The 20525-nt window shown below is 47.8% G+C and carries 18 protein-coding genes and 2 pseudogenes; 15 read left to right on the plus strand and 5 right to left on the minus strand.

Annotated elements, in window-relative coordinates; genetic code table 11:
* Window positions 1–120: 120 nt before the first annotated feature.
* The 4 genes and pseudogenes from BZJ18_RS17130 to BZJ18_RS14495 form a co-directional block, all read left to right on the plus strand.
* Window positions 121–288: pseudogene (locus BZJ18_RS17130) on the plus strand (integrase); the annotation flags it as partial.
* 192 nt (window positions 289–480) lie between these two features.
* Window positions 481–2283, plus strand: a complete 1803-nt coding sequence (locus BZJ18_RS14485; protein WP_077457806.1) for a DUF4209 domain-containing protein — start codon at window positions 481–483, stop codon at window positions 2281–2283.
* A gap of 401 nt (window positions 2284–2684) precedes the next feature.
* Window positions 2685–3473 carry a hypothetical protein gene (locus tag BZJ18_RS14490; protein ID WP_077457808.1) on the plus strand — a complete coding sequence of 263 codons (789 nt, stop codon included), beginning with the start codon at window positions 2685–2687 and terminating at the stop codon, window positions 3471–3473.
* Between the two features lie 41 nt (window positions 3474–3514).
* Window positions 3515–4003: a hypothetical protein gene (locus BZJ18_RS14495; RefSeq protein ID WP_069496657.1), complete on the plus strand. Its 489-nt coding sequence runs from the start codon at window positions 3515–3517 to the stop codon at window positions 4001–4003.
* A 501-nt stretch (window positions 4004–4504) separates the two neighbouring features.
* Here BZJ18_RS14495 and BZJ18_RS14500 read toward each other — a convergent pair.
* Window positions 4505–5026, minus strand: coding sequence for an HPP family protein (locus BZJ18_RS14500; protein ID WP_077457810.1), 522 nt, complete (start codon window positions 5024–5026; stop codon window positions 4505–4507).
* 103 nt (window positions 5027–5129) lie between these two features.
* On the opposite strand from BZJ18_RS14500, the gene BZJ18_RS14505 reads away from it, so the two are divergent.
* The 3 genes from BZJ18_RS14505 (at window position 5130) to BZJ18_RS14515 (ending at window position 7411) form a co-directional block, all read left to right on the plus strand.
* Window positions 5130–5657 (plus strand): TetR/AcrR family transcriptional regulator, encoded by a 528-nt coding sequence (locus BZJ18_RS14505; RefSeq protein WP_077457812.1) that lies wholly within the window; start codon window positions 5130–5132, stop codon window positions 5655–5657.
* A gap of 113 nt (window positions 5658–5770) precedes the next feature.
* Window positions 5771–6439, plus strand: coding sequence for a substrate-binding periplasmic protein (locus tag BZJ18_RS14510; protein WP_077457814.1), 669 nt, complete (start codon window positions 5771–5773; stop codon window positions 6437–6439).
* 306 nt (window positions 6440–6745) lie between these two features.
* Window positions 6746–7411 carry a hypothetical protein gene (locus BZJ18_RS14515; protein WP_077457816.1) on the plus strand — a complete coding sequence of 222 codons (666 nt, stop codon included), beginning with the start codon at window positions 6746–6748 and terminating at the stop codon, window positions 7409–7411.
* On the opposite strand, the gene clcA is transcribed toward BZJ18_RS14515, so the two are convergent.
* The gene (gene clcA, locus BZJ18_RS14520; RefSeq protein WP_371414251.1) at window positions 7412–8857 is read right to left on the minus strand and encodes a H(+)/Cl(-) exchange transporter ClcA; all 1446 of its coding nucleotides are present in this window, start codon (window positions 8855–8857) and stop codon (window positions 7412–7414) included.
* Window positions 8858–9188: 331 nt separating this feature from the next.
* Window positions 9189–10478 (minus strand): alpha/beta fold hydrolase, encoded by a 1290-nt coding sequence (locus tag BZJ18_RS14525; RefSeq protein WP_077457818.1) that lies wholly within the window; start codon window positions 10476–10478, stop codon window positions 9189–9191.
* 202 nt (window positions 10479–10680) lie between these two features.
* Here BZJ18_RS14525 and BZJ18_RS14530 point away from each other — a divergent pair, with 202 nt between their 5' ends.
* The 4 genes from BZJ18_RS14530 (at window position 10681) to BZJ18_RS14545 (ending at window position 15149) form a co-directional block, all read left to right on the plus strand.
* On the plus strand, window positions 10681–11157 hold the full coding sequence (locus BZJ18_RS14530) for a MarR family winged helix-turn-helix transcriptional regulator (protein ID WP_077457820.1): 477 nt from the start codon (window positions 10681–10683) through the stop codon (window positions 11155–11157).
* A gap of 18 nt (window positions 11158–11175) precedes the next feature.
* Entirely contained in the window at window positions 11176–12234 is a 1059-nt protein-coding gene (locus BZJ18_RS14535; RefSeq protein WP_077457822.1) for an HlyD family secretion protein, read from the plus strand.
* Window positions 12235–12245: 11 nt separating this feature from the next.
* Window positions 12246–13283: a DUF2955 domain-containing protein gene (locus BZJ18_RS14540; protein WP_077457824.1), complete on the plus strand. Its 1038-nt coding sequence runs from the start codon at window positions 12246–12248 to the stop codon at window positions 13281–13283.
* Window positions 13284–13544: 261 nt separating this feature from the next.
* Complete coding sequence (locus tag BZJ18_RS14545) at window positions 13545–15149, plus strand: methyl-accepting chemotaxis protein (RefSeq protein WP_077457826.1); 1605 nt, start codon at window positions 13545–13547, stop codon at window positions 15147–15149.
* 75 nt (window positions 15150–15224) lie between these two features.
* Here the strand turns inward: BZJ18_RS14545 and BZJ18_RS14550 are convergent, their stop codons facing one another.
* A complete protein-coding gene (locus BZJ18_RS14550; protein WP_077457828.1) occupies window positions 15225–16118 on the minus strand; it encodes a LysR family transcriptional regulator in 894 nt (297 codons plus the stop codon).
* 146 nt (window positions 16119–16264) lie between these two features.
* Here BZJ18_RS14550 and BZJ18_RS14555 point away from each other — a divergent pair, with 146 nt between their 5' ends.
* The 3 genes from BZJ18_RS14555 (at window position 16265) to BZJ18_RS14565 (ending at window position 19429) form a co-directional block, all read left to right on the plus strand.
* A complete protein-coding gene (locus BZJ18_RS14555; protein ID WP_069587906.1) occupies window positions 16265–17413 on the plus strand; it encodes an S-(hydroxymethyl)glutathione dehydrogenase/class III alcohol dehydrogenase in 1149 nt (382 codons plus the stop codon).
* Between the two features lie 38 nt (window positions 17414–17451).
* Complete coding sequence (fghA, locus tag BZJ18_RS14560; protein ID WP_077457830.1) at window positions 17452–18288, plus strand: S-formylglutathione hydrolase; 837 nt, start codon at window positions 17452–17454, stop codon at window positions 18286–18288.
* A 649-nt stretch (window positions 18289–18937) separates the two neighbouring features.
* On the plus strand, window positions 18938–19429 hold the full coding sequence (locus BZJ18_RS14565; protein WP_077457832.1) for a hypothetical protein: 492 nt from the start codon (window positions 18938–18940) through the stop codon (window positions 19427–19429).
* A 52-nt stretch (window positions 19430–19481) separates the two neighbouring features.
* Here BZJ18_RS14565 and BZJ18_RS17135 read toward each other — a convergent pair.
* Window positions 19482–19586: pseudogene (locus BZJ18_RS17135) on the minus strand (IS110 family transposase); the annotation flags it as partial.
* A gap of 245 nt (window positions 19587–19831) precedes the next feature.
* Here BZJ18_RS17135 and BZJ18_RS14575 point away from each other — a divergent pair.
* Window positions 19832–20353, plus strand: coding sequence for a hypothetical protein (locus BZJ18_RS14575; protein WP_077457836.1), 522 nt, complete (start codon window positions 19832–19834; stop codon window positions 20351–20353).
* Window positions 20354–20525: the final 172 nt, after the last annotated feature.

Consider the following 20525-nt stretch of genomic DNA (forward strand, 5'->3'; position numbering starts at 1 on the left):
AAAGCTTGGATTGAATGCTGACTATTACGGTACTCACTCCATGCGTCGCACCAAAGCAACTTTAATCTATGCCAGAACGAAAAACATCAGGGCTGTACAGATCTTACTTGGACACTCGAAGGTACTCACTCCATGCGTCGCACCAAAGCAACTTTAATCTATGCCAGAACGAAAAACATCAGGGCTGTACAGATCTTACTTGGACACTCGAAGCTTGATAACACAATTCGATACCTTGGCGTTGAGCTAGAGGACGCTCTGAGGTTGTCTGAGAAAACAGACTGCTGACAGATAGAAGCTGTTACAGGCTTTTCTCCTGAAAAGCCTGTGCCCCTTTCCCATTTAGAGTTATCAATCAGTTCTGTCACCATCATCACATTTGACCAAATTCTGCTAATGGCTCATTATGCCTAACGTTGACTATCCATGTGATACATATGTATCTACCGATTCAGTGGTTATTTAGTTAGAGATCCTAGAATGTGCGATTACGATGATACACTTCAAATAGAACAAGCCATCTTTCATAAATGCAGATTTGATGAGATAGACGAAGATTTACTAAAATATGGTTCGGGCTACCGATTAGCTTCTCTTATCGCAAGAGCTGAGGAAGATGGGAATGAGCAATTAGTAAAACTATATAAAGTTCTTAGAAAAGCATGTGAGTTACGATTGAAATCGGGCAATAGGCTAGAGCCTTATGAATGCTATGGGAAAGAGTCTATCTCAGGACTATTTACTAATAATGATTTTCAAATTCTTGATGAGACACGAAAACATGCCTCATGCAAAGCCTTTATTGCCAGACTTAGTGATTTAAGATGGCTATACCACAGACCTAAGTCGATCAGCGATGCACACACTGTAATAGAATTGTATACGAGCTATGATATTTGTCAGGACAATTGGCTAGACAGCATAAAGTATTATTATGAGAGAGCTATAAGGCTAGGTTTACAGCTTGGTAAGGGGTGCGCTGAAAAATTAGATAATATAAAAACCAGTTTAGTTTCAGCGCTTGAACCTGATTACCCCGAAAGCAAGTTTATGAAACTTTGGATAGCTGAACTGTTGGAATTATTTTCCCAAGATGAAGATGAAATTAGAGAAATCGCGGAAATTTTCACATCAATCGCGCAGGAACTGAGCGAGCAAGATGACTATTATTCTGCTCGACTATATTTAGAGCATGTATCAACTAAATATAGAAAAATTGAAGATAATGTAAACTGGCTTGAAACAAGGATTCGTATAGCAAGCACTTGGGAAAGAGAAGCCTCTATCCGAGACCAAGCATTGGTCAAAATGACTTTTTTTGAAAATGCGATTCAATCCTACCGAATGATACCCAATGCAGATAGAAGCACATATGGTATTGATGAAATAATTAGTGACCTAAGGCTGAAGCTCCGTGATGCAGGAAAAGCAGCTGTAGATGAAATGACCACAATCTCCGTCAAAAGCCCTGATGTATCAGATATTATAGAAGCGTCTATAAAGCACGTTTCAGGTAAAGAGACTCTAGATTTAGCTTTATTGTATTTCTGCGGGCTTTATTCGGGTATATCAAAATCACAATCTATTGAGTCAGCAATTGAGAATTTAAAAGTAGGTGTTGTTTCTCATCTTTTTGGCATGGTGCAATTATCTGGCGATGGGCGAAAAATAGGTAAAGAAGCTCCGGTTATGCTGTCAGAACAAGGAATACCTGAGGATACGCCCAAAGCACAAGCTATTGATAATGCTATTATGGAAGCTGACTTCGTTGTCAAAACACAAATACTACCAAGTCTTGCAGCCATTCTAGAGGAGCATGATATCACTTTACATGGATTGGAAACTGTATGCTCCGTCTGTCCAATCATCCCAGAACAAAGAGCAAAATTATTTGCTAAGGGATTGTATTTTGGTTTTGAATATGACTTTGCCTCTGCAATCCATCTACTTGTTCCTCAATGGGAGCATATAGTCAGAACTATTCTTAAAGAGAGTGATGTTCATACAACCATGCTTGATGCGGATGGCATAGACATGGAGTGTGGATTGTCCACTTTATTGGAGAAAAAGGAAGCAGAAGAAATATTCGATGACAATTTACTGTTTGAGATGACAGCTTTTTTAACACATAAACGTGGTCCTAATCTCAGGAATGAACTAGCCCATGGTCTTCTAGACGATGACAGAGTATGCAGTTATTCCGCTATATATTGGTGGTGGAGATCTCTTAAACTAGTAGTACATTCTCTAGTTCATAGAGTTGATGATACCGAAGATTCGTAGTCACTTTTTTCAAATTTCCCACACCTAAAGGAATTTGTGGATTGCTAAATTAGCAAAGCCACTGGCACGCCTTTGCCCAGAACCTTCACAGGAGGCACTTAGTAACGCAGAAATGCCCCAAAGTTTGTCTAGCTTAAATGCTTAACTAGTTTCTTTTGTCATTAGTTGACTTACTTAGACTAATGATTAAATATGTACTCAGTTTATTATGGTGTGTTAGATAGAAGATGTCTGAATTTTGTGGGTTCGATTGAAAAAGACTTACTTGTCTAACGTTAGATTACGTCAGGCTTGATCCGTTATGTATGAAAGATTGAAAGAACTACGCAGAGTATTTTTGATGGACAATTTCTAGTAGAGATTATCTGTCCAGTAACTGTTAGGCACCAGGAGGCCACGAGGTGTATTTTCAGCAATTTCCCGTCACAAAGTGCTGCTTGTGCGGTAACTCCGAAAATTTGACGGGTGAGCATAAAATCAAGGCTGCGGCTCTGCGCAAGGAATTCGGGAAAGAGCCATTGATGGTTGGAGTTTCTGGTGAGTCAAATAGGGCTATGAAATTAGCTCAAAGCGTTAAATCAAAGCATCTTAAGTTCAAAGTAAGAATTTGTGAAACCTGCAATACATCACGCACTCAACAGGCGGATAGAGAGTTTGATCGCTTTCATGGGTTAGTAGCTGAGCGGGTCAAGAATAATCAAGATCCTTTGAGTGTCTTTTCGCCTGAACTTTACTTGGAGGGGGGAGATTCATATCTGAATATATTCCGTTATTTTGCCAAGTTGTTGTGCTGCCATATCGCTGAAGTGGATGGCCCTATTCCCACTACACTTGCGGAGTTTGCTATTAGTAGGAATTCTCTCAACCGTATTTGGTTAGAGATAAAAGTCGATCCATTTTTTAGTCATGCATCATCAAATTTTGGGGTCGATCAGTATGCTGCTCATGGTGGCTTGATTGTAAACGGTGATAAAAATACGAAGGAACTTAACGCATACCGCTCAACGATAACAATAGGGCCAGTTCTATATGTATTTCATATCTGCCTAGAGACTTTTGAAAAAGAAGAATTACAGAAGATATATCCTGATTTTTTAACATTGTGCAAAGCTAAGTTTGAACAGGCTAAAAGCAATCAGGCGTCTGATTGGGATCTTGCGCAGGTGGGGATGAATACCAATGATGCCTAACTGTAGTGGTCAAATAAAACGTTATGTTCTTAGAGGACTAAATGGATATCGAAGTATATAAACTTGTAGTACCGCTTTTGGGTGGTTTTGTCGGTGCAGTATTGGGGACTCATTTAGCTTTGTCCCGAACAAAAAAAGAAAAAATCTGGGATGAAAAACGAGAGCTTTATAGCAAAGTCATTGTTGCCCTCGAAGATATCTCGTATTGGGCTGAGCAAGTTCGGTCAGAACACTGTGGTGAATATACAAGTAGCTCTGGTTCTAATATAGAACAGTCAATGAGAGAGATTCAGAAGTTGGCAGTAACAGGTAGACTGGTAATGAATGATGAGTTTTATGGTCTACTAGTGACAGTCAATAGCGCACTTCAAAAAGAAAACTTTAGTGTGCATGAAGCCGCACAAGAGGCTTTTGACAATCCTCAATCAGCTTACCTATTTAGACATGCATTGGCAGTCCGTGACACTGTTCAAGAATATCTGCCTAAATTAATTAAATCAGCAAAGCGTGAACTGCCAAAACGAACATAATAAAATGTCTAAGGTTTCAACTTACTTTCCCTAATCTGACAGATATGTTTTAGTGCCGTAATTCTAAATTGTTTCTGTCCAAATCCCTGTTAGTAGGTGCGATACTAATAGAAACCCAACCAACGAAGAGCTGGTGATCGCACAACAAGCCATGGCAATGGCCTAACTGTCGTACCGTCTTCGGATATCAAGCGAGCCTCAAGGCTCGCTTTTTTATGCTTAATCAACGAGACAGCTTACGTTCAGTTTTACGTTGTTACTCTGGCCGCAAAGAAGGTTGGTTAGGTATGAAACTGTATAACGTCATAGGCAGTTATTTTTTAGAAACTCTCGTGCTTGGCGGTGCCTTTGTCATTGGCGCTTGGTTAGTGTTTGCGGGATGATACGGGGCTGACCATTGGTCGCAGCATCGCAATATCGTTGTGCGACACCAAAACAGGCGCAATTTAATCGCGCCTGTTTTGCTAGGTTCTGACTGATTGAAACTAGCAAGGCTCTCGCTTAGCCTCGCTTGATCCCATGCCAATACAGAGGCCAATGATTTGGTTCACCGAGGTTATTGATCACTGCTGCAATGGTTACCAGTGCGACACTACCTGCGAGTACTGGCGTAAACAAATAATCGATGCCTACCACCTGAGTCCCCGCTAGCATGATTACCAGTGGATTTGCTCCTGCTGGTGGATGGACGGCGCGGCAGGCTTGCATCAGCATAATCGCAAGGCCAACTGCTAGTGCGATCATCCAGCTTTCATTTCCCACTCCATACAGCATCGCCAACCCCACACTGGCGGTCAGTAAGTGACCCACAATCACATTTCTCGGTTGCGCGAGCGGCGACTGAGGCGCTGCAAATAAAATCACACAGGTTGCGCCAAAGGGAGCCATCAGCCAGGGCACGCCGGTGGTTTGGTTCAGTACGGTTAAGGTGAGAATGCCGAAAAATCCACCCAGCAAGCCTTTTGTCAGTTGAATCCAAGTCGGTTTAGGCGGTAACGCACCGCCACCTTTTAGTCGTTTCATGGTCGTTCCTTCTATGGTTGATTAAAGTGTACCGATCTGTACATGTTGTTTTAAAGAGTACAGATCGGTACACTTCATAGCAAGTCTTTTTTTGGAGAGCATGATGAGCAAGCGCGATCACATCTTGGCGGTAGCCGAGTCGTTATTTAATCAGTTTGGTTACACTGCGGTGGGCGTCGACAAAATCCGTGATGAGGCCGCGGTCTCAAAGACCTCGATGTACCGTCACTTTGGTGCTAAATCGGCCTTGATTGAGGCTGTGCTGCAAGCGCGTCATACAAGATTTGAGCAGGGACTGCTGCAGGCTATTGATGCGCACCAGGATAAAGATGCCCAATTGACGGCACTCCTCGATTGGCATCTCGCGTGGTTTAAACAAGACGACTTTAAAGGCTGTATGTTTATGCACGCGATTGGCGAATTTAAGAGCAGTACAGACAGCCARATTGCAGCGATTGCCAAAGCGCACAAAGACAAAATTCACGGCTTAATTGAACAGATTGTTGGCTCAAAGGCGGCTGCTGATGCGGTGATGACGCTGTTAGAGGGGCTGATCGTACGGGCTGAATTTGAATCACTTCCCGACCGAGCGTCATGCCTTGCCATGTTACGAAGCTTAATAAGAGCCTAGGCACAAGCCTGAGCGTGACAACGTCACTAATAAGTGCATAGACGATACGCCGGTGTTCTTCTAATCTTTAACCGTGGCGGTCAGTCTGAGGTGACAATGTGAAACGAGGGTGGATGCTGTGGTTGTTGGGCATAACATTCAGTGTGTCAGCAACAGAAATGACGGTCGCGTACCGAGTGCACACTGACGATATATCTAGAGCAACGAGAGCGATTATTGCAGAAGTAATGAATCGGGTCGATCCACAAATCGAACTGCAGTGGATAGAGATGCCGCTAAAGCGCGCAGAGAGATCAATCGAGAAAGGAATCATAGATATAGATATTAATCGTACAAAACTCGCTTATATTGACAGTGATAAGGTGGTATATGCATCTACTCCGCTTTATGAAATAGATTATTATCTCTATGCTCGTACATATGTTTTAGAACCAAGTAACTATCATCGCGTTGCCATAAAGTTTGGTGATAGTTTTGCTTTACAAGTTGCTGATAAATATCAGTGGCAAGTTAGTTTGGCTCCGACGGAAGTTGCTGCTATGACTATGGTTCAAAACCAGCGTGTACAAGCAATGCTTGGGTTTGGGGCCGGGCTCCTAAATAGTGAGCAAGGTAAGGAACTTACATCGATTCGCCGTAGTCAAGAACCGGTAGAAACTGTGAATTTGTATATGGTTTTTCATCGTCGGCACTCAGCCAAGGCCAATCTAGCAAGCCAAGTCATAAAAAACATGATAGATAGCGGCGACTTTGCTGCTATCTACATAAGAAATCTTCAATAGTTATTGCTGCTGCACAACTTGTAACTGTAGTTTCCGCATTTTATGGCGTAATAGCTCTGTATCAATCGGCTGATCCCCGGCAATTATTACAAACAGCGAGTCAACTTATTCTTATAATCACGCTCATCAAACCTAAGACGCTCCTAAGCGAAAGCGCAATTATAACGCTCTGTGGAATCATGGAATCAAACCAGATTACCACCACCAGCGTGCTAGTTATCAATAAGTGCATAGACGATACGCCGGTGCTCTTCTAATCTTTAATCGTGGCGGTCAGTCTGAGGTGACAATGTGAAACGAGGGTGGATGCTGTGGTTGTTGGGCATAACATTCAGTGTGTCAGCAACAGAAATGACGGTCGCGTATCGAGTGCACACTGATGAATCGTGGCAAGCGACTCAAGCTATCATCACACAAGCCATGGCGAGGGTGGATCCTGAGATTGAATTACAATGGATTGCCATGCCGCTTAAGCGTGCGGAAATCTCCCTCAACAAAGGCATTATTGATGCCGATACGGCGCGCACTCAGTTTGCGTATCAACACAGTGATGTCGTGACTTACCCTTCGGCGCCGCTTTTTCGTGTTGATTACTACTTATACGGTCGAACGCATGTGCTCTCGCCACAAGAGTACACCCAAGTGGTTGGGTTGTTTGGCGACCAGTTTGCACAAAAAATTGCTCAAAAATACCAATGGAACATGTTATGGGCACGGTCAGAGTCTGCGGCCTTGAGTATGCTACAAAACGAACGCGCCCAAGCGATGGTGGGGCCCGGTATGTTTGATGACGAGCTTGGCGGAGAGGCATTATCGCTGATTCGCCAAAGTGAAAAGCCTATTGCCTCCGTCTCAATTTTTATGGTGTTCCATCAGCGTCATGCAGCGCTAGCGAAGCGGGTAGGGGCTGTTTTGCAATCGATGAATGATAGCGGCACGACCGCCGCTATCCTTGCCAAACATGGCTTATGATTATGGCTGCTGTTCAACCTGCAACTTTTGCTGCCGTACTTTTCGGCGTAACAGCTCGGTATAAATCGGTTGGCCACCCAGCAATTGGGCAAACAGCGTGGCACCCAGCGTGGTGATAATCAGGGGTAAGATCAGGTAGTAATTGTTGGTCATCTCAATCACCAACAAAATACCGGTAATCGGCGCGCGCACGGTCGCGGCAAACAGAGCACCCATTCCCGCAATCGCAAACATGCCCGGTTCGATGCCCATGTCAGGGTAGAGATTCGCAATCATCAAACCGAAGACGGTTCCCAGCAAGGTGCCAAGGGCAAGCATGGGGGCGAAAATGCCGCCCGGTGCGCCGGAACCAAAGCAGATGACCGTCAGCAGCGTGCGCGCCATAAAAATAAACAGCAGTGCACTAATTGAGTAGTTAAGCGTGACAAAATCAGGGACGAGGTTAATGCCGCCGTGCGTGAGTTCAGGCGCATACACCAGCAGTAAACCAAATATGCCCCCCAAGGTCGAACCCACAATTAACACGCGCTTTTGGCTGTTTTGATACAAGCGTTGAAAGTAATCTTGAAAGCGCATGATCAGGAAGTTAAAGATCACCCCAAACACACCAAAACAGCACCCCAACGCTAAGAAGAACCATAAAGAAATCAGTGGCGGTGTCTCGTATTGAGGCAACACAATGACAGCATCTTGGCCATTGATATAGCGAAACACAATGTCAGCAATGATTGCCGCAATGATCACCGCTTTAATGGAGATGAGGGTGTAGCGAAACTGTGGCCGCATTTCTTCAACCACAAACATGATCGCCGCAAGCGGGGCATTAAACGCGGCGGCTAAGCCCGCGGCGGCACCTGATGCGAGTAGGGTTTGATTAGTGTTACGGTCGTGAATGCGGAAGGTGTCGGTCACCATTCGGCCGATATTGGCACCGATTTGGACACTCGGCCCCTCTCGGCCCAAAATCATCCCTGAGCCTAGCGCGCCCAAACCACCAAAAAATTTCACTGGGATTACCCGCCACCATCGTGTGGGACGAATACCTTCCATGGCGCCTTCGACTTCAGGAATACCCGATCCCGCGGCTTCAGGCGCAAACCGGTGCACCAGCCAATAGCCAATTAAGGCAAGACCCGCACTGATTAGAAAGGCGAGTAATCCCAATGGAATCATTGAGGTGATATTGCTATCGAGCCACTCGGTACGTGTTTGAGAAAGAGAGTGAATCGCGAGTTCAAAGAAGGTGACCACAATACCCGCGAGCAGGCCAATAACAACCGCTAACAATAAGACGGAAACGGGCGTTTTGTCGCGTGACCACAGCTTATCGAAGAAAACGCTAGATTTATAAAATACTGCCCTTTTCTTGCTTGATTTACTTACAATTTTCATCAATGTGAACGCAAAGGTTAAGAAGAAAAAACGACGATGAAGTGAGGGTCTCATGCTCCTGAGCCTACACCGTGCTGGGATACGTCCTGTAACCCGAGGAAACGCAATAATACTACGCCAATTAACATAACATGCAAGCATCGTTAGCCAGTGTGCCTACTTGGCTAGTCTGGGCTGGTGGGGGCGTGGTATACGCTGATCAGTCAGGCTGCCTTGAAGGCGAGCGGGCGATTTTTATCGCATTTTCCCGAGTTCAATCGGTACTGACAAAGAGCGTAACACGTGTTGAGCGTGGATTTTTTGATTTGAATTAGATCACAGTTTGCAGTGGTGAAAAATTCCGCTGCGACAACACACTGTTGGGACGATGCGCAGCGGAGCGTCACTAGCCTTGGCGAGCGGCAAGGCTATCAGCTATGTCGATTAAGCGATCCAAAATACGTTCACCATCGACGCCAATGCCATTGTGCTCGTACTCGTTCGTCATCCACGCTTGGCTGTTGGCAATCTGCGCCAAGGTTTGACGGGAATAATCGAACTCAACAAACATGTCATCCACATAGGTGGCGCAGGCGAGCGGCACCGTATTGCGCTTGAGTACCTCAAGATCATAAAGCGCTGGCCAATCGCTCTTTTCTGCCAGCAACATCGCCGCGTCTTTGAGCGGTTTAAGGGTAGCCAGTTGATCAAACATCCACGGATACACCATTTCGCCGGTAAATCGGAACGGCTGATCGGGCTGATAGTGGAACTGCGGGTATTGATCGCGCACCCGGTGGGCTGACCACTGCGACGCCTGCTGCTGGCAGTAAATCGATTCATGCAAAATAGCGTAAAACGGGTTGGTTAAATACCCTTGGTCAGCCTGCATCGCATTTAAGAACGGGTAGCTTAAGGTACGCTCACCATTCACCTCTATAAAGGCTCGCTCTAGTAGGTAATACAGCGGCAGCCCGGCATGGCCGCGACCGAGATTCAGTCCCAGCGTTTGAAATTGCTCAACAGTAAACGGCTGACCGTTTGGCAGCGTCACCGTATTGTTTTGCAAATACTGGGCAATCTCGTGACAGCGGGCTTGTGCATCGGGGAATTGGGCGAAAAACTGCTGGTTCTTGTCTTCCACACGCTGATAGGTTTTTTGATACACCACATCGGCGTGTCCCTCGAGCGGCGGGATACCGCCGGTAACAAACGCGCGTGATAGCGATTGTGGAAAGAACGACAAATAGGTTAGGGCACAGAACCCACCGAAGCTTTGTCCGAGGATCGCCCATTGCTTAATGCCTAACACCTCGCGTAAGCATTCGGCGTCTTTCACGATGCTGTCGGCCCGAAAATGGCTCAGATACGCTGCTTGCTCGGCAGGCGTGAGGTGGGCAAGCGTTTGGTGATTGACCGGCGAGCTCAAGCCCGTGCCGCGTTGGTCGAGCAACAACACGCGGTAATCGTCTAAGGCACGTTTTAGCCAGCCGCTTGCACCATTCGGACGAGGAGACTCAAACCCAGGCCCGCCTTGAAAATACACTAACCACGGTAAATCTTGTTCATTTTTGCGCGTATCCACCACTTCACGGGCGAAAACCGAAATCGATGGGCTGGTGGCGTCATGGTGATCCAGCGGTACATCAATGCGATGGCTGCGATAACAAATATGGCGATCCCAGAGTTCTTGCATGGTAATTCCTTTACAAACAAAACGATGACGCGCGCTAGATTATCAGAGTTAACCAACGGCGGCGAGCGGCTATCGCGCCAGTACCCCGCCATTGTTATGTGACACAAGTCACTTTTATATTTACTTAGCCTGCTAACTATTTTATAGTGATTACCACTTATTACTTAGCAGGCTAAGTAATTTCGATTGAGGGAGAAAGCGCATGACATCGTCACATCCTGAACATATGTCGATTGCTGAACATTTAGGACGCACGGCGCGATTATGGCGTCGTGTCGCCGATTCTGAGCTGGCGCCATTGGGGCTGAGCTATCCACGCTGGAGTGCACTTTGGATGTTGCGCCGATTGGGGGATGGCATCAGCCAGAGTGAATTGGCGCAGGCGCTTGAAATTGAGCTGGGCTCATTAATGCGGACCTTAAAACACCTTGAAACGCAGGGACTGATCACGCGGCGCTGCTTGCCAGAAGATAAGCGCACCCGAACCGTGCATGTCACCGAAAGCGGGTGTGAATTAATGAGCCGCATTGAAGCGCGGGTGTTGCGGGTACGTAAGCATCTGCTGGCGGGCATTGCCGCCGAAGATTTTGACGCTTTGGAGCGGGTGCTGGTCACCATCAATCAAAATGCGATGGACTATACCGCCACCGCAAAAGATGACCAGAGCACAGAACAATAACAGAGGTAAGAAGTACGAATGACACCGGATGAAAAATTTGCGCGTTGGGTAAAAGTAGCCGCTCTCAGTTTTGTGTTGCTCTTTGGCTATTTTTTGCTGGCGGATAACGTGATGCCATTAACGCCTCATGCCATGGTGACACGCACCGTGACCAAAGTAGCACCACAGGTGAGCGGGCCGGTCAGTGCCTTGGCGGTGGAAAACAACCAAGGCGTGCATCAAGGGGATGTGTTGTTCCAAATTGATGATACCCCGTATCGGATTGCGGTCGACCAAGCCAAACTCGCCTTAGCTCAAGCCAGACAAACCAATGCCCAATTAGATGCGTCATTGATGGCGGCGCGGCAAGATGTTTCGGCCTTGGCGTCGGTGATGGCGCAGAAAGTGCGTGAAGCGAAACGCTTAAAAGCCTTATTCGCTAAAAATGGTGTTTCTCAGCAGCAGCGTGATGATGCAATCAGTGCGGCTAATACTGCTCGAGCCAATTGGGAAGCGGCCAAAGCGCGTGTCAGTGCGCTGCAAATTCAACGGGGCGGTGACGGTGCCAGCAACATTGCTGAACAAGTGGCATTGAGCAAACTAAAGAAAGCACAATTAAATCAATCCTACACCACAGTAAAAGCCAGCCATGACGGCGTGGTGACTAATCTGCAATTGGACGTGGGAGCCTATGCCAGCGCTGGACAGCCATTGATGGCGTTGGTGTCTGACCGCACCGATGTGATTGCCGATTTTCGTGAAAAAAGTGTCCGCGATGTGCACACCGGCACGCCGGTGAAGGTAGCGTTTGATAGTGAACCGGGCAAGCTTTACGCGGGACACGTGAGTAGCGTGGATGCGGGAGTCAGTGCTGGACAGATCGATGCCAACGGGCAACTGGCGTCGCCTTCAAACTCGAACCGTTGGGTGCGTGATGCGCAGCGGATGCGTCTGCATATTCAACTCGATGAATGGCCCCCTCATGCGCTGCCGACCGGCGCCCGTGCCACGGTGCAACTTATGCCAGACAGCGGGATTGGAGCCGTATTCGCCCGCGCCCAAGTCGGCTTTTTAAGCCTGCTGCACTACATCTACTAAGGAGGTGAGCGATGGCTTTATGGCATCACCCCTTAAGTGATAACGATGTGCGCCAGTGTTTGCGGATTGCTACCGGCGCCACATTGGGCTTTACGGTATGCAAGTTTTTTGATTGTAACTTTGGGGTGTTTTTTACCGTTACCCCCATGCTACTGCTGGGCTTAGTCCCAGTGATGAACGGTCGCGCGGCGCGCCAATTGCTTGCTTCCGCGGTGATCAGTGGCTTAGAAGTGGGTGTGCTCGGTGGCTTATTGGGAGCACACCCGGGGCTGATGACGCCACTCGTCTTTGTGCTGTTCACCTACAAATTTGCGTGCATGTCTAAAGGGCGCTTTTTTCTGTTTGGTGCCAACAGTGTGTTGAGTCTGAGCATTATGTTGCACTTTGCCAGCTATCCAGACTTGCAGCTTAACACGCTGGTTTTTGGTAACTTAGGGGCTAATATCCTCTCGGTATTGATTGCTTACTTGGTGACGTGGCTGATCCCGGATGTGACTGAGCGTCAGCCGCCTGCCATGCCCGCGGGAGGAAAACAGACTCACCGTATGCGCCACGAGGCATTAATGGGAGCCTCGTTAGCGACCATTTCCTTTGTGGTCTTTCAGCTGTTTGATTTGCGCGACTCCATTTCAGCGCAGGCCACGACTGTGTTATTGCTGTTTCCCATGCACTGGAACGGCACGTTAAGTTATGCGCGAAAACGCGCGGTAGGCACGGTGCTTGGCGTCGCGTATGGGGTAGCATGCCAAGCAATACTGTATGACTGGTTTGGGGTGTTGATCTTGGTCGCGCCGCTTTTGTGGATAGGGACGCTTTTATTCGCCAAAGCCCATGTGAAAGAAGCCAGTGGATCAGGGGTCGGATTTGGCGCGATGGCCACCTTGGGGATCCTGTTTGGGCAATACCTAAGTCCCAGCCAAGATTTTATGTATGATGCGCTTTACCGCGTCAGCAGCAATATTGTGGCGATAGTGATCACCTTAATGCTGTGTTTTGCGCTCCACAAACTGCTTAATTACTTTCCTGCCACGCGATTTGGGACCGCCTAAAATGTCAGAGAAATTGGCGAACGGTATGGCCTTTCACCGTCAATGCAAGCGATACAATTTTGTGCGTAACCGCGCATGATTATTTGACTTTTGCGAGGCGTAACTTGTTTATCAGTTACGCTGTCGCTATTATTTGCGCTGACATCCATGTACAGAGAGGAAGTCAGCCGTCTCTCGCCCCTTTTGGCCGAATTAGGCTACCGGCTTATAGCACGCCGACGTTGACGGTTTCCGCCCTCCCATTGCCAGTAAGGTAGCGTAGTGAAAAAACTCATCTTAATTGTGGTGTGTGCCATGTTTGCGGTGGCGGCAATTGCCAGCATCACCGCCACAACTTTTATCTCACACGATGAAATCGACCAGATCATTCTCAAGCGTTCGAAAGCGCAGGCAGAGCTGCTTGCGGATCGCGCCGAATACATTCTGTCGAACTCGTCAACGCCAACCGACGATTTGCAGGAGATGGTCAGCGGTCTCAAAGTACGCAGTGACATCAGCTATGCCGTCGTCATTGATAAAAACGTCAAAGCTATTGCCCACAGTGATATGCAGAAACTGGGCAAAGTCTACACCGACAGCTACACAGTGGCGGGGGCTGGCCAAGGTCAACCACAGCATTCACGCTGGTACGCTGATGTGCAAGATGTGTGGGTGTACGACATCATGATGCCAATCTACGTCGATGGCCGCCTATGGGGCGCGTTTGATGTTGGGATCCCAATTACAGAAGTGGATAGCGCGGCCAACGGCATTGCGATTGCGCAGCTGACCGCGATTGGCTTGATTTTTATTGCCTGTACCCTCGTGCTGGTATGGCTATTGGGCCGACTGTTCGCGCCGCTTAAAGGCCTTGAGCACGCGCTGGCGGATATCTCGAAAGGGGACGGTGACCTGACTGTGCGTTTGCCTGTCACTGGCAACAACGAGATCACCCGTATTTCGGTGGCCTTTAACACCTTCGTTGAAAAAATCGACCAAATCATTGCACATGTAGTGGAAACCGGTGAAGAGCTTGGCCGTTCAGCCGAGTCGCTGCGCGACAAAGCCGCGCAATCGCTAAAACGCGGTGAATCGCAAAGCGAGCAAGCGCTGCTGGTCGTGACCTCGATGAATGAGATGATCGCCACCATCAACGAAATTTCGCAAAGTGCGTCAAACGCCGCAGATTCGGCCTCGTCAGCCAACAGCGAAACCGAAGCCGGTAAGCAAATCTTGACCGAAGCGACCCAGACCATCAACCAACTCGACACCGAGATGGACAACATGTCGACGGTGATCACCTCGCTGGCCGATCGCACCCAGTCGATTGTCTCCATTTTGGACGTGATACGTGGCATCTCAGAGCAGACGAACTTGCTTGCCTTGAACGCAGCCATTGAAGCAGCGCGCGCTGGCGAAGCGGGACGTGGCTTTGCGGTCGTGGCGGATGAAGTACGCAGTCTAGCGACCAAAACGTCGCAATCAACCGAAGAGATTCAATCGACCATTGATCAGCTTCAGCAAGAAGCGAAAAACGCGGTTGAGGCAATGGACACCAGCAAAGCCCTCACCAGCGAAGGGAACCGCGCGACCGAGCAAGCACTGACGGCGCTAGAAAGCATCGCGATGCAAGTAAGCACCATCTTGGATATGAACACCCATGTGGCAACGGCGACCGAAGAGCAATCAAGCGTAGCCAATGAAATCAACGTCAACATGGATACGGTTAACCAAGCGGCGCAAGCCGGGCTGGACGATAGCCATAGCCTAGAAGCGAGTAGCCAAGACTTAGCAGGACTCGCGCGCACCCTCGATCACTATGTGGGCGCGTTTAAAGTCTCGGTAATTAATAAAGCGGACACGTCATTGCGCGCGTCGCGTGACTAATCGACCGTTTTTGAACATCTTGATCCGATCGCCAGCCTTGTGCTGGCGATTTTTTAGCGGGTTCCAGAGTGGCGGTTAAAAATCGGGGGCGGGTTGAGTGGGCAAGTGTTGGGCTAAATACGCCAATAACGCCGCCACTTTGGGCTGAAGCTGACGTCCGCGTGGATAAAGCGCCCAAATACCTTCTTCTTCTATCCGATAATCCACCAATACTTCTTCTAATGTTCCCTCGGCTAAGGCCTCTTGCACATAATAATGCGGCAACTGCGCGACACCTATACCTTGCTTGGCCGCCTCGAGTAACGCCACGCCAGAATTACAGCGCAACCGCCCCGAAACTGTGAGGGTGCGGACTTTATTGCCCGCTTGATAATGCCAGTGCTCGTTGGAGCCAACCAAACAAACATGGCGATTGAGATCGCTTGGCGTCAGCGGCCGGCCGTGTGCTGCCAAATACGCTGGGCTGGCACAAATGGAGAGCCGTCGAGAACCCAAGCGTTTCGCTTTCAGGCTGGAATCTGCGAGATGACCAATACGGATCGCCACATCGGTGCCAGTTTCAATTATATCAATTCGACGATTAGTCAGGTGCAAGTCCACCGACACATGAGGATATTGCCGCAAGAAAGGGGCCAGCAAGGGCGCGATATATTGTTCGCCAAAATTCACCGGCGCCGTCACCCGCACTAATCCGGTGGGAAGCGCTTGTGATTGGGTAATGGTTTGCTCGGCCTCTTGCAAGGCGGCCATTAGCGGACGGCAACGTTGATAATAGTGCTCGCCTTCATCCGTTAGCGTGACTTTACGGGTGGTGCGGTGAAAAAGCTTCACCCCCAAATGGGCTTCCAGCGCCGCAACTCGCCGACTTACCGCCACCACATTGGTGTCGAGCTTATAAGCGGCCTGAGTAAAACTGCCGTGCTCAGCCACCGCTAAAAATTCGTTTAATCCTTCCCAATGGGGCGCCATGACTGTCTATCCTGTCTATATTATCGGACAATGCATTATTACGTGAGTGAAATAATAATTTTCAATTTTGCTGGATTATAACGAAAAGCAGTTTAGCTAGTATAGCGTGACACGAATTACTCCCTTGAACTCAAAAGGATTCTGCAATGGCACTAACCATCAAGCCAGGACAAACACATATCAAATCCAAAGCCGCCGTCGCATGGGGGCCAGGCCAACCACTGAAAATGGAAGAAGTCGACGTTGAACTGCCTAAGCCGGGTGAGGTGTTGGTCAGAATCGTTGCCACTGGTGTGTGCCATACCGATGCGTTCACCTTATCGGGCGACGATCCTGAGGGGGTATTTCCTTCCATTCTCGGCCATGAAGGCGGCGGGATTGTTGAAATGGTCGGCGAGGGTGTCACCAGCGTAGAAGTGGGCGACCATGTGATCCCGCTTTACACCGCCGAATGTGGCGAGTGTAAATTCTGCCGCTCAGGCAAAACCAACCTATGCGGCGCGGTGCGTGAAACCCAAGGCAAAGGCTTGATGCCAGACGGTACCTCACGCTTTTCGATTAATGGCGAGACCATTTTCCACTACATGGGCTGCTCGACCTTCTCCGAATACACGGTACTGCCCGAGATCTCTTTGGCGAAAGTAAGCAAAGCCGCACCGCTCGAAGAAGTTTGTTTGCTTGGCTGTGGCGTGACCACTGGCATGGGCGCGGTAATGAACACTGCCAAAGTAGAAAAAGGCGACACGGTGGCGATTTTCGGTTTAGGCGGTATTGGCCTATCCGCGGTGATTGGCGCGCGTATGGCCGGCGCGAGTCGCATCATCGGCATTGATATTAATGAGAGCAAATTCACCCTTGCCAAGCAGCTGGGCGCCACTGATGTGATTAACCCAAAAGACTACGATCAGCCAATTCAACAAGTGATTGTGGAGATGACCGACGGCGGCGTTGATTATTCGTTTGAATGTATCGGCAATGTCGATGTGATGCGTCAAGCGCTGGAATGCTGCCACAAAGGCTGGGGCGAGTCAGTGATCATTGGGGTTGCTGGCGCAGGCCAAGAGATTTCAACCCGTCCGTTCCAGCTGGTGACAGGGCGCGTCTGGAAAGGCTCGGCGTTTGGTGGCGTAAAAGGCCGCTCAGAGCTGCCCGGCATTGTTGAGCGCTATCTCGATGGTGAATTTGGCCTACAAGAATTCATTAGCTACACCATGGGCCTTGATGAAGTAAACCGTGCCTTTGACCTGATGCACGAAGGCAAAAGCATTCGCAGCGTGATCCACATGGATAAATAACAGGACGGCCGCCGTGGCAACGCGGCGGTAAAATAACCATGCAACTAGAAAAAATAAGCGAAAACAAAGTCGCAGGCGGTTGGCACCAACGTTGGCAACATGACTCAAGCACCACCAACGGCAAAATGACCTTTGCGATCTTTCTGCCCGAAAAAGCGAAAAAACAACCCGTGCCGGTGCTCTATTGGCTCTCGGGCCTGACCTGCACCGACGAAAACTTTATGCAAAAGGCCGGCGCCTTTAAACAAGCCGCCACCTTGGGCATGGCGATTGTGGCGCCAGACACCAGCCCACGCGGTGAGGGCGTGGCCGATGCCAATCAATATGATCTCGGCCAAGGGGCGGGGTTTTATGTTAATGCCACCCAAGCGCCGTGGCAGTCGCACTATCAGATGTACGACTACGTTGCGCACGAACTGCCGGAGCTGATTGAATCGCACTTTGCGGTCAACAACCAGCGCGCGATTGCCGGACACAGCATGGGCGGCCACGGCGCGCTAGTGATTGGTTTGCGTAACCCGTCACGCTACAGCAGCATTTCGGCGTTCAGCCCGATTTGTCATCCCACCGAGTGCCCGTGGGGCAAACAGGCCTTTAGCGCCTATTTAGGTGATGACGAACAAACATGGCAAACCTACGATGCCACTATGTTACTTGCCCAAGGCCCCACCGCCATGCCGATGCTGGTGGACCAAGGCGACAAAGACGGTTTTTTGGCCGAGCAGCTTAACCCGCAAGCCCTGAAACAAGCGGCAGAGAAACACAACTCCCCGCTTACCTTGCGCATGCAACCCGGCTACGACCACAGCTACTTTTTCATCAGTACCTTTATTGATGAACACCTCGCCTTCCACGCCACCCGCTTTGCGCGGTAGGTACAAACCACGTCGAGACCCCAAGCGGCCACCCAGGCCGCTTTTTTTGTACCCATTTCACAAAATATGGCTTGGCTAACACTTTGGACAATAGCGCACGAAAAGCGAAACAGCGCTTGATACACTAACCCGAAAAGCAGCCAATAAATGGCGTGTTAGGTGCCGACAACTGATCGGCGGTAGCGTGGTGAATGCATGGTTACAGTTTAACGCTTGGGGATAGTGTGAACACCCGAGTAGGAATAGACGGTATGCACTTTTGCGGAAGAGCATGATCCATTAGAGGTGATAAATTATATTGGTAACAGTCAGTTAGGTAGAAGAAAGTGCGGATAACGGTTTGGGGAAGTAGTGCGTGCGCACTAATACAATGTTAGCTTAAATGGGGGAGCGAACTACAATGCTATGCTTAGATTGTGGTACAATGTTCGTCTAAATCGAGGGTAATCATGAAATCAAAAAACGATTTTCAAACATCAGCTATCAATAGAGCAGCTCGTGGAATGTTGAGTAGCAAGGATGTGCATGAGCATACTAGAGCCAGTTCCAGGTATGGCTTTAAAGACCGAGCGTTATATTTATCTGATGAAGAGATAAGAAATGCATGGAAAAGTGCATCGTCGTCAATTAAGAAAGCAAGAGGGTAGGTTTGGCAAAGGGATATAATTTCATTTATGACCAACTTGTTGATTCTGAAGATGACATACATGGAATAATTTCATATTCGGTTTATAAGCGTCAAAAAATTCAGTTCATCAAAGATTTCAAATCTAAAAATGACGGTAATGATCCAAGCGAAGAGGATTTGAAGCCTTTTAATGATTTATCTATGTCGGATGCTCAATTGGAATTCTATAAAAGTGAAGCTACATTTCTAACACAGAGCTTCCTTGAAAATGTACTTGAAGCTGATCTAAAAGAACGAGAAACTTATTTTTCCGCTCGTGTCCATGCTGAGTTGAGTAACATTAAACCGCGCCATTTCCTCGATATATTCAAAGGTGCTTTGGGTTCTCTTTTATTTGTCCTTCTAACCGGTGCTCTATATTTTGCGGTCTGGTCACTTTCTACCTCACCTAAGATGGTCATTGAGCAGGTCTTTGACGTTCAAATTATATCGGTAGATAAGTCCGAAGGATGAAAATAAGCTAACAAACGAGTATGTCGTCAATCGTTAAATTTTGGCGAGGTTTTTATCCCATCACGCCGTCTCTGAGCACCGAATTTAAGATCACTACCATCTTACGCACACAGGCAGTAATGGCGACGTTTTTCGGCTTTCCAGCGGCGACTAATCGGGATACGTCGCTTTGAACGTTTAACGATTTAACGTGTGAAAGAGATATATAGGAATGACTTTTCCGCGGTCCACCCACCGTGTGAAGATAAAAGTGGTGCTCGGTGCGATCAACGCCACAAAAGAATTGAGCAGACATGGTCACCTCCGTTATTAAAGGCCGCTCCTAAGTGTGGTAGATATTTAAGAGAGGAAATCCGTGTCATTCGTATGAGCTAGGTGGCAGTAATAACTTAAGTTGGAAAAATGAAAAGCTTATTAGAGCATCGTGAGAATTTAAAAAATAATGTTAAAGCATATGAAGTTGATATCGAAAGATGCTATAGAACAGTAGTTAAGCACTTAAAAGATGTAGGCTATAAACGTATTACCTTTAATCGTGCAGAGTCAACAATTAAGCAGTTTGTTGAACTCATTTTTGAAGCTCAACATCGTAAACCATTTTTTCATATTGAGTCTCCCACAGGACTTCCTTACTGTTGGAACTCTCCATCTAAAAATGGCTGGGATATTGACTATATAAAATATGAGTGGGGACATCATGAGTCTCGAAATCAGAATGGTGATGCTGCGCATTGTGCCCAAAACTTGTGCTTACAATCAGCACGTTGCAATCAACATATTCAGAGCTCTATGAACGTAAATGAACTAAAAGAATATGGGGGCAAGTTAGAGCAAGTGATAGATCGAAACCTAGAAAATCGACGGAAATTATTTTCTTCAGATGAATGGAAAAATTTGTTAATGGAACTGGATCGTTGGAAGTAGATACATAAAAAATAAGAATAAGTGTCGCGCAGCCGACACTTTATTTGGGTGTTGAACAGCACCTACTATTCAACTTACTATTTTTATCGCGGTGAAATTTTTAGAAAAGTAGGTGACAAAGGTAAACCGAATGTTTACAACACCGAGACTATAAAAGTAACGAGTGCTGAAA

Origin of the sequence: Salinivibrio sp. IB872 (assembly GCF_001995345.1) — a bacterium.
Taxonomy (GTDB): Bacteria; Pseudomonadota; Gammaproteobacteria; order Enterobacterales; family Vibrionaceae; genus Salinivibrio; species Salinivibrio proteolyticus.

Bases quoted from the DNA above. Each gene is read 5' to 3' on its own strand.
- BZJ18_RS14515 (WP_077457816.1), top strand. From the start codon at position 6,746: ATGCTGTGGTTGTTGGGCATAACATTCAGTGTGTCAGCAACAGAAATG.
- BZJ18_RS14485 (WP_077457806.1), top strand. From the start codon at position 481: ATGTGCGATTACGATGATACACTTCAAATAGAACAAGCCATCTTTCAT.
- BZJ18_RS14535 (WP_077457822.1), top strand. From the start codon at position 11,176: ATGACACCGGATGAAAAATTTGCGCGTTGGGTAAAAGTAGCCGCTCTC.
- clcA (WP_371414251.1), bottom strand. From the start codon at position 8,857: ATGAGACCCTCACTTCATCGTCGTTTTTTCTTCTTAACCTTTGCGTTC.
- fghA (WP_077457830.1), top strand. From the start codon at position 17,452: ATGCAACTAGAAAAAATAAGCGAAAACAAAGTCGCAGGCGGTTGGCAC.
- BZJ18_RS14575 (WP_077457836.1), top strand. From the start codon at position 19,832: ATGAAAAGCTTATTAGAGCATCGTGAGAATTTAAAAAATAATGTTAAA.
- BZJ18_RS14530 (WP_077457820.1), top strand. From the start codon at position 10,681: ATGACATCGTCACATCCTGAACATATGTCGATTGCTGAACATTTAGGA.
- BZJ18_RS14510 (WP_077457814.1), top strand. From the start codon at position 5,771: ATGCTGTGGTTGTTGGGCATAACATTCAGTGTGTCAGCAACAGAAATG.
- BZJ18_RS14525 (WP_077457818.1), bottom strand. From the start codon at position 10,478: ATGCAAGAACTCTGGGATCGCCATATTTGTTATCGCAGCCATCGCATT.
- BZJ18_RS14550 (WP_077457828.1), bottom strand. From the start codon at position 16,118: ATGGCGCCCCATTGGGAAGGATTAAACGAATTTTTAGCGGTGGCTGAG.
- BZJ18_RS14495 (WP_069496657.1), top strand. From the start codon at position 3,515: ATGGATATCGAAGTATATAAACTTGTAGTACCGCTTTTGGGTGGTTTT.
- BZJ18_RS14500 (WP_077457810.1), bottom strand. From the start codon at position 5,026: ATGAAACGACTAAAAGGTGGCGGTGCGTTACCGCCTAAACCGACTTGG.
- BZJ18_RS14555 (WP_069587906.1), top strand. From the start codon at position 16,265: ATGGCACTAACCATCAAGCCAGGACAAACACATATCAAATCCAAAGCC.
- BZJ18_RS14540 (WP_077457824.1), top strand. From the start codon at position 12,246: ATGGCTTTATGGCATCACCCCTTAAGTGATAACGATGTGCGCCAGTGT.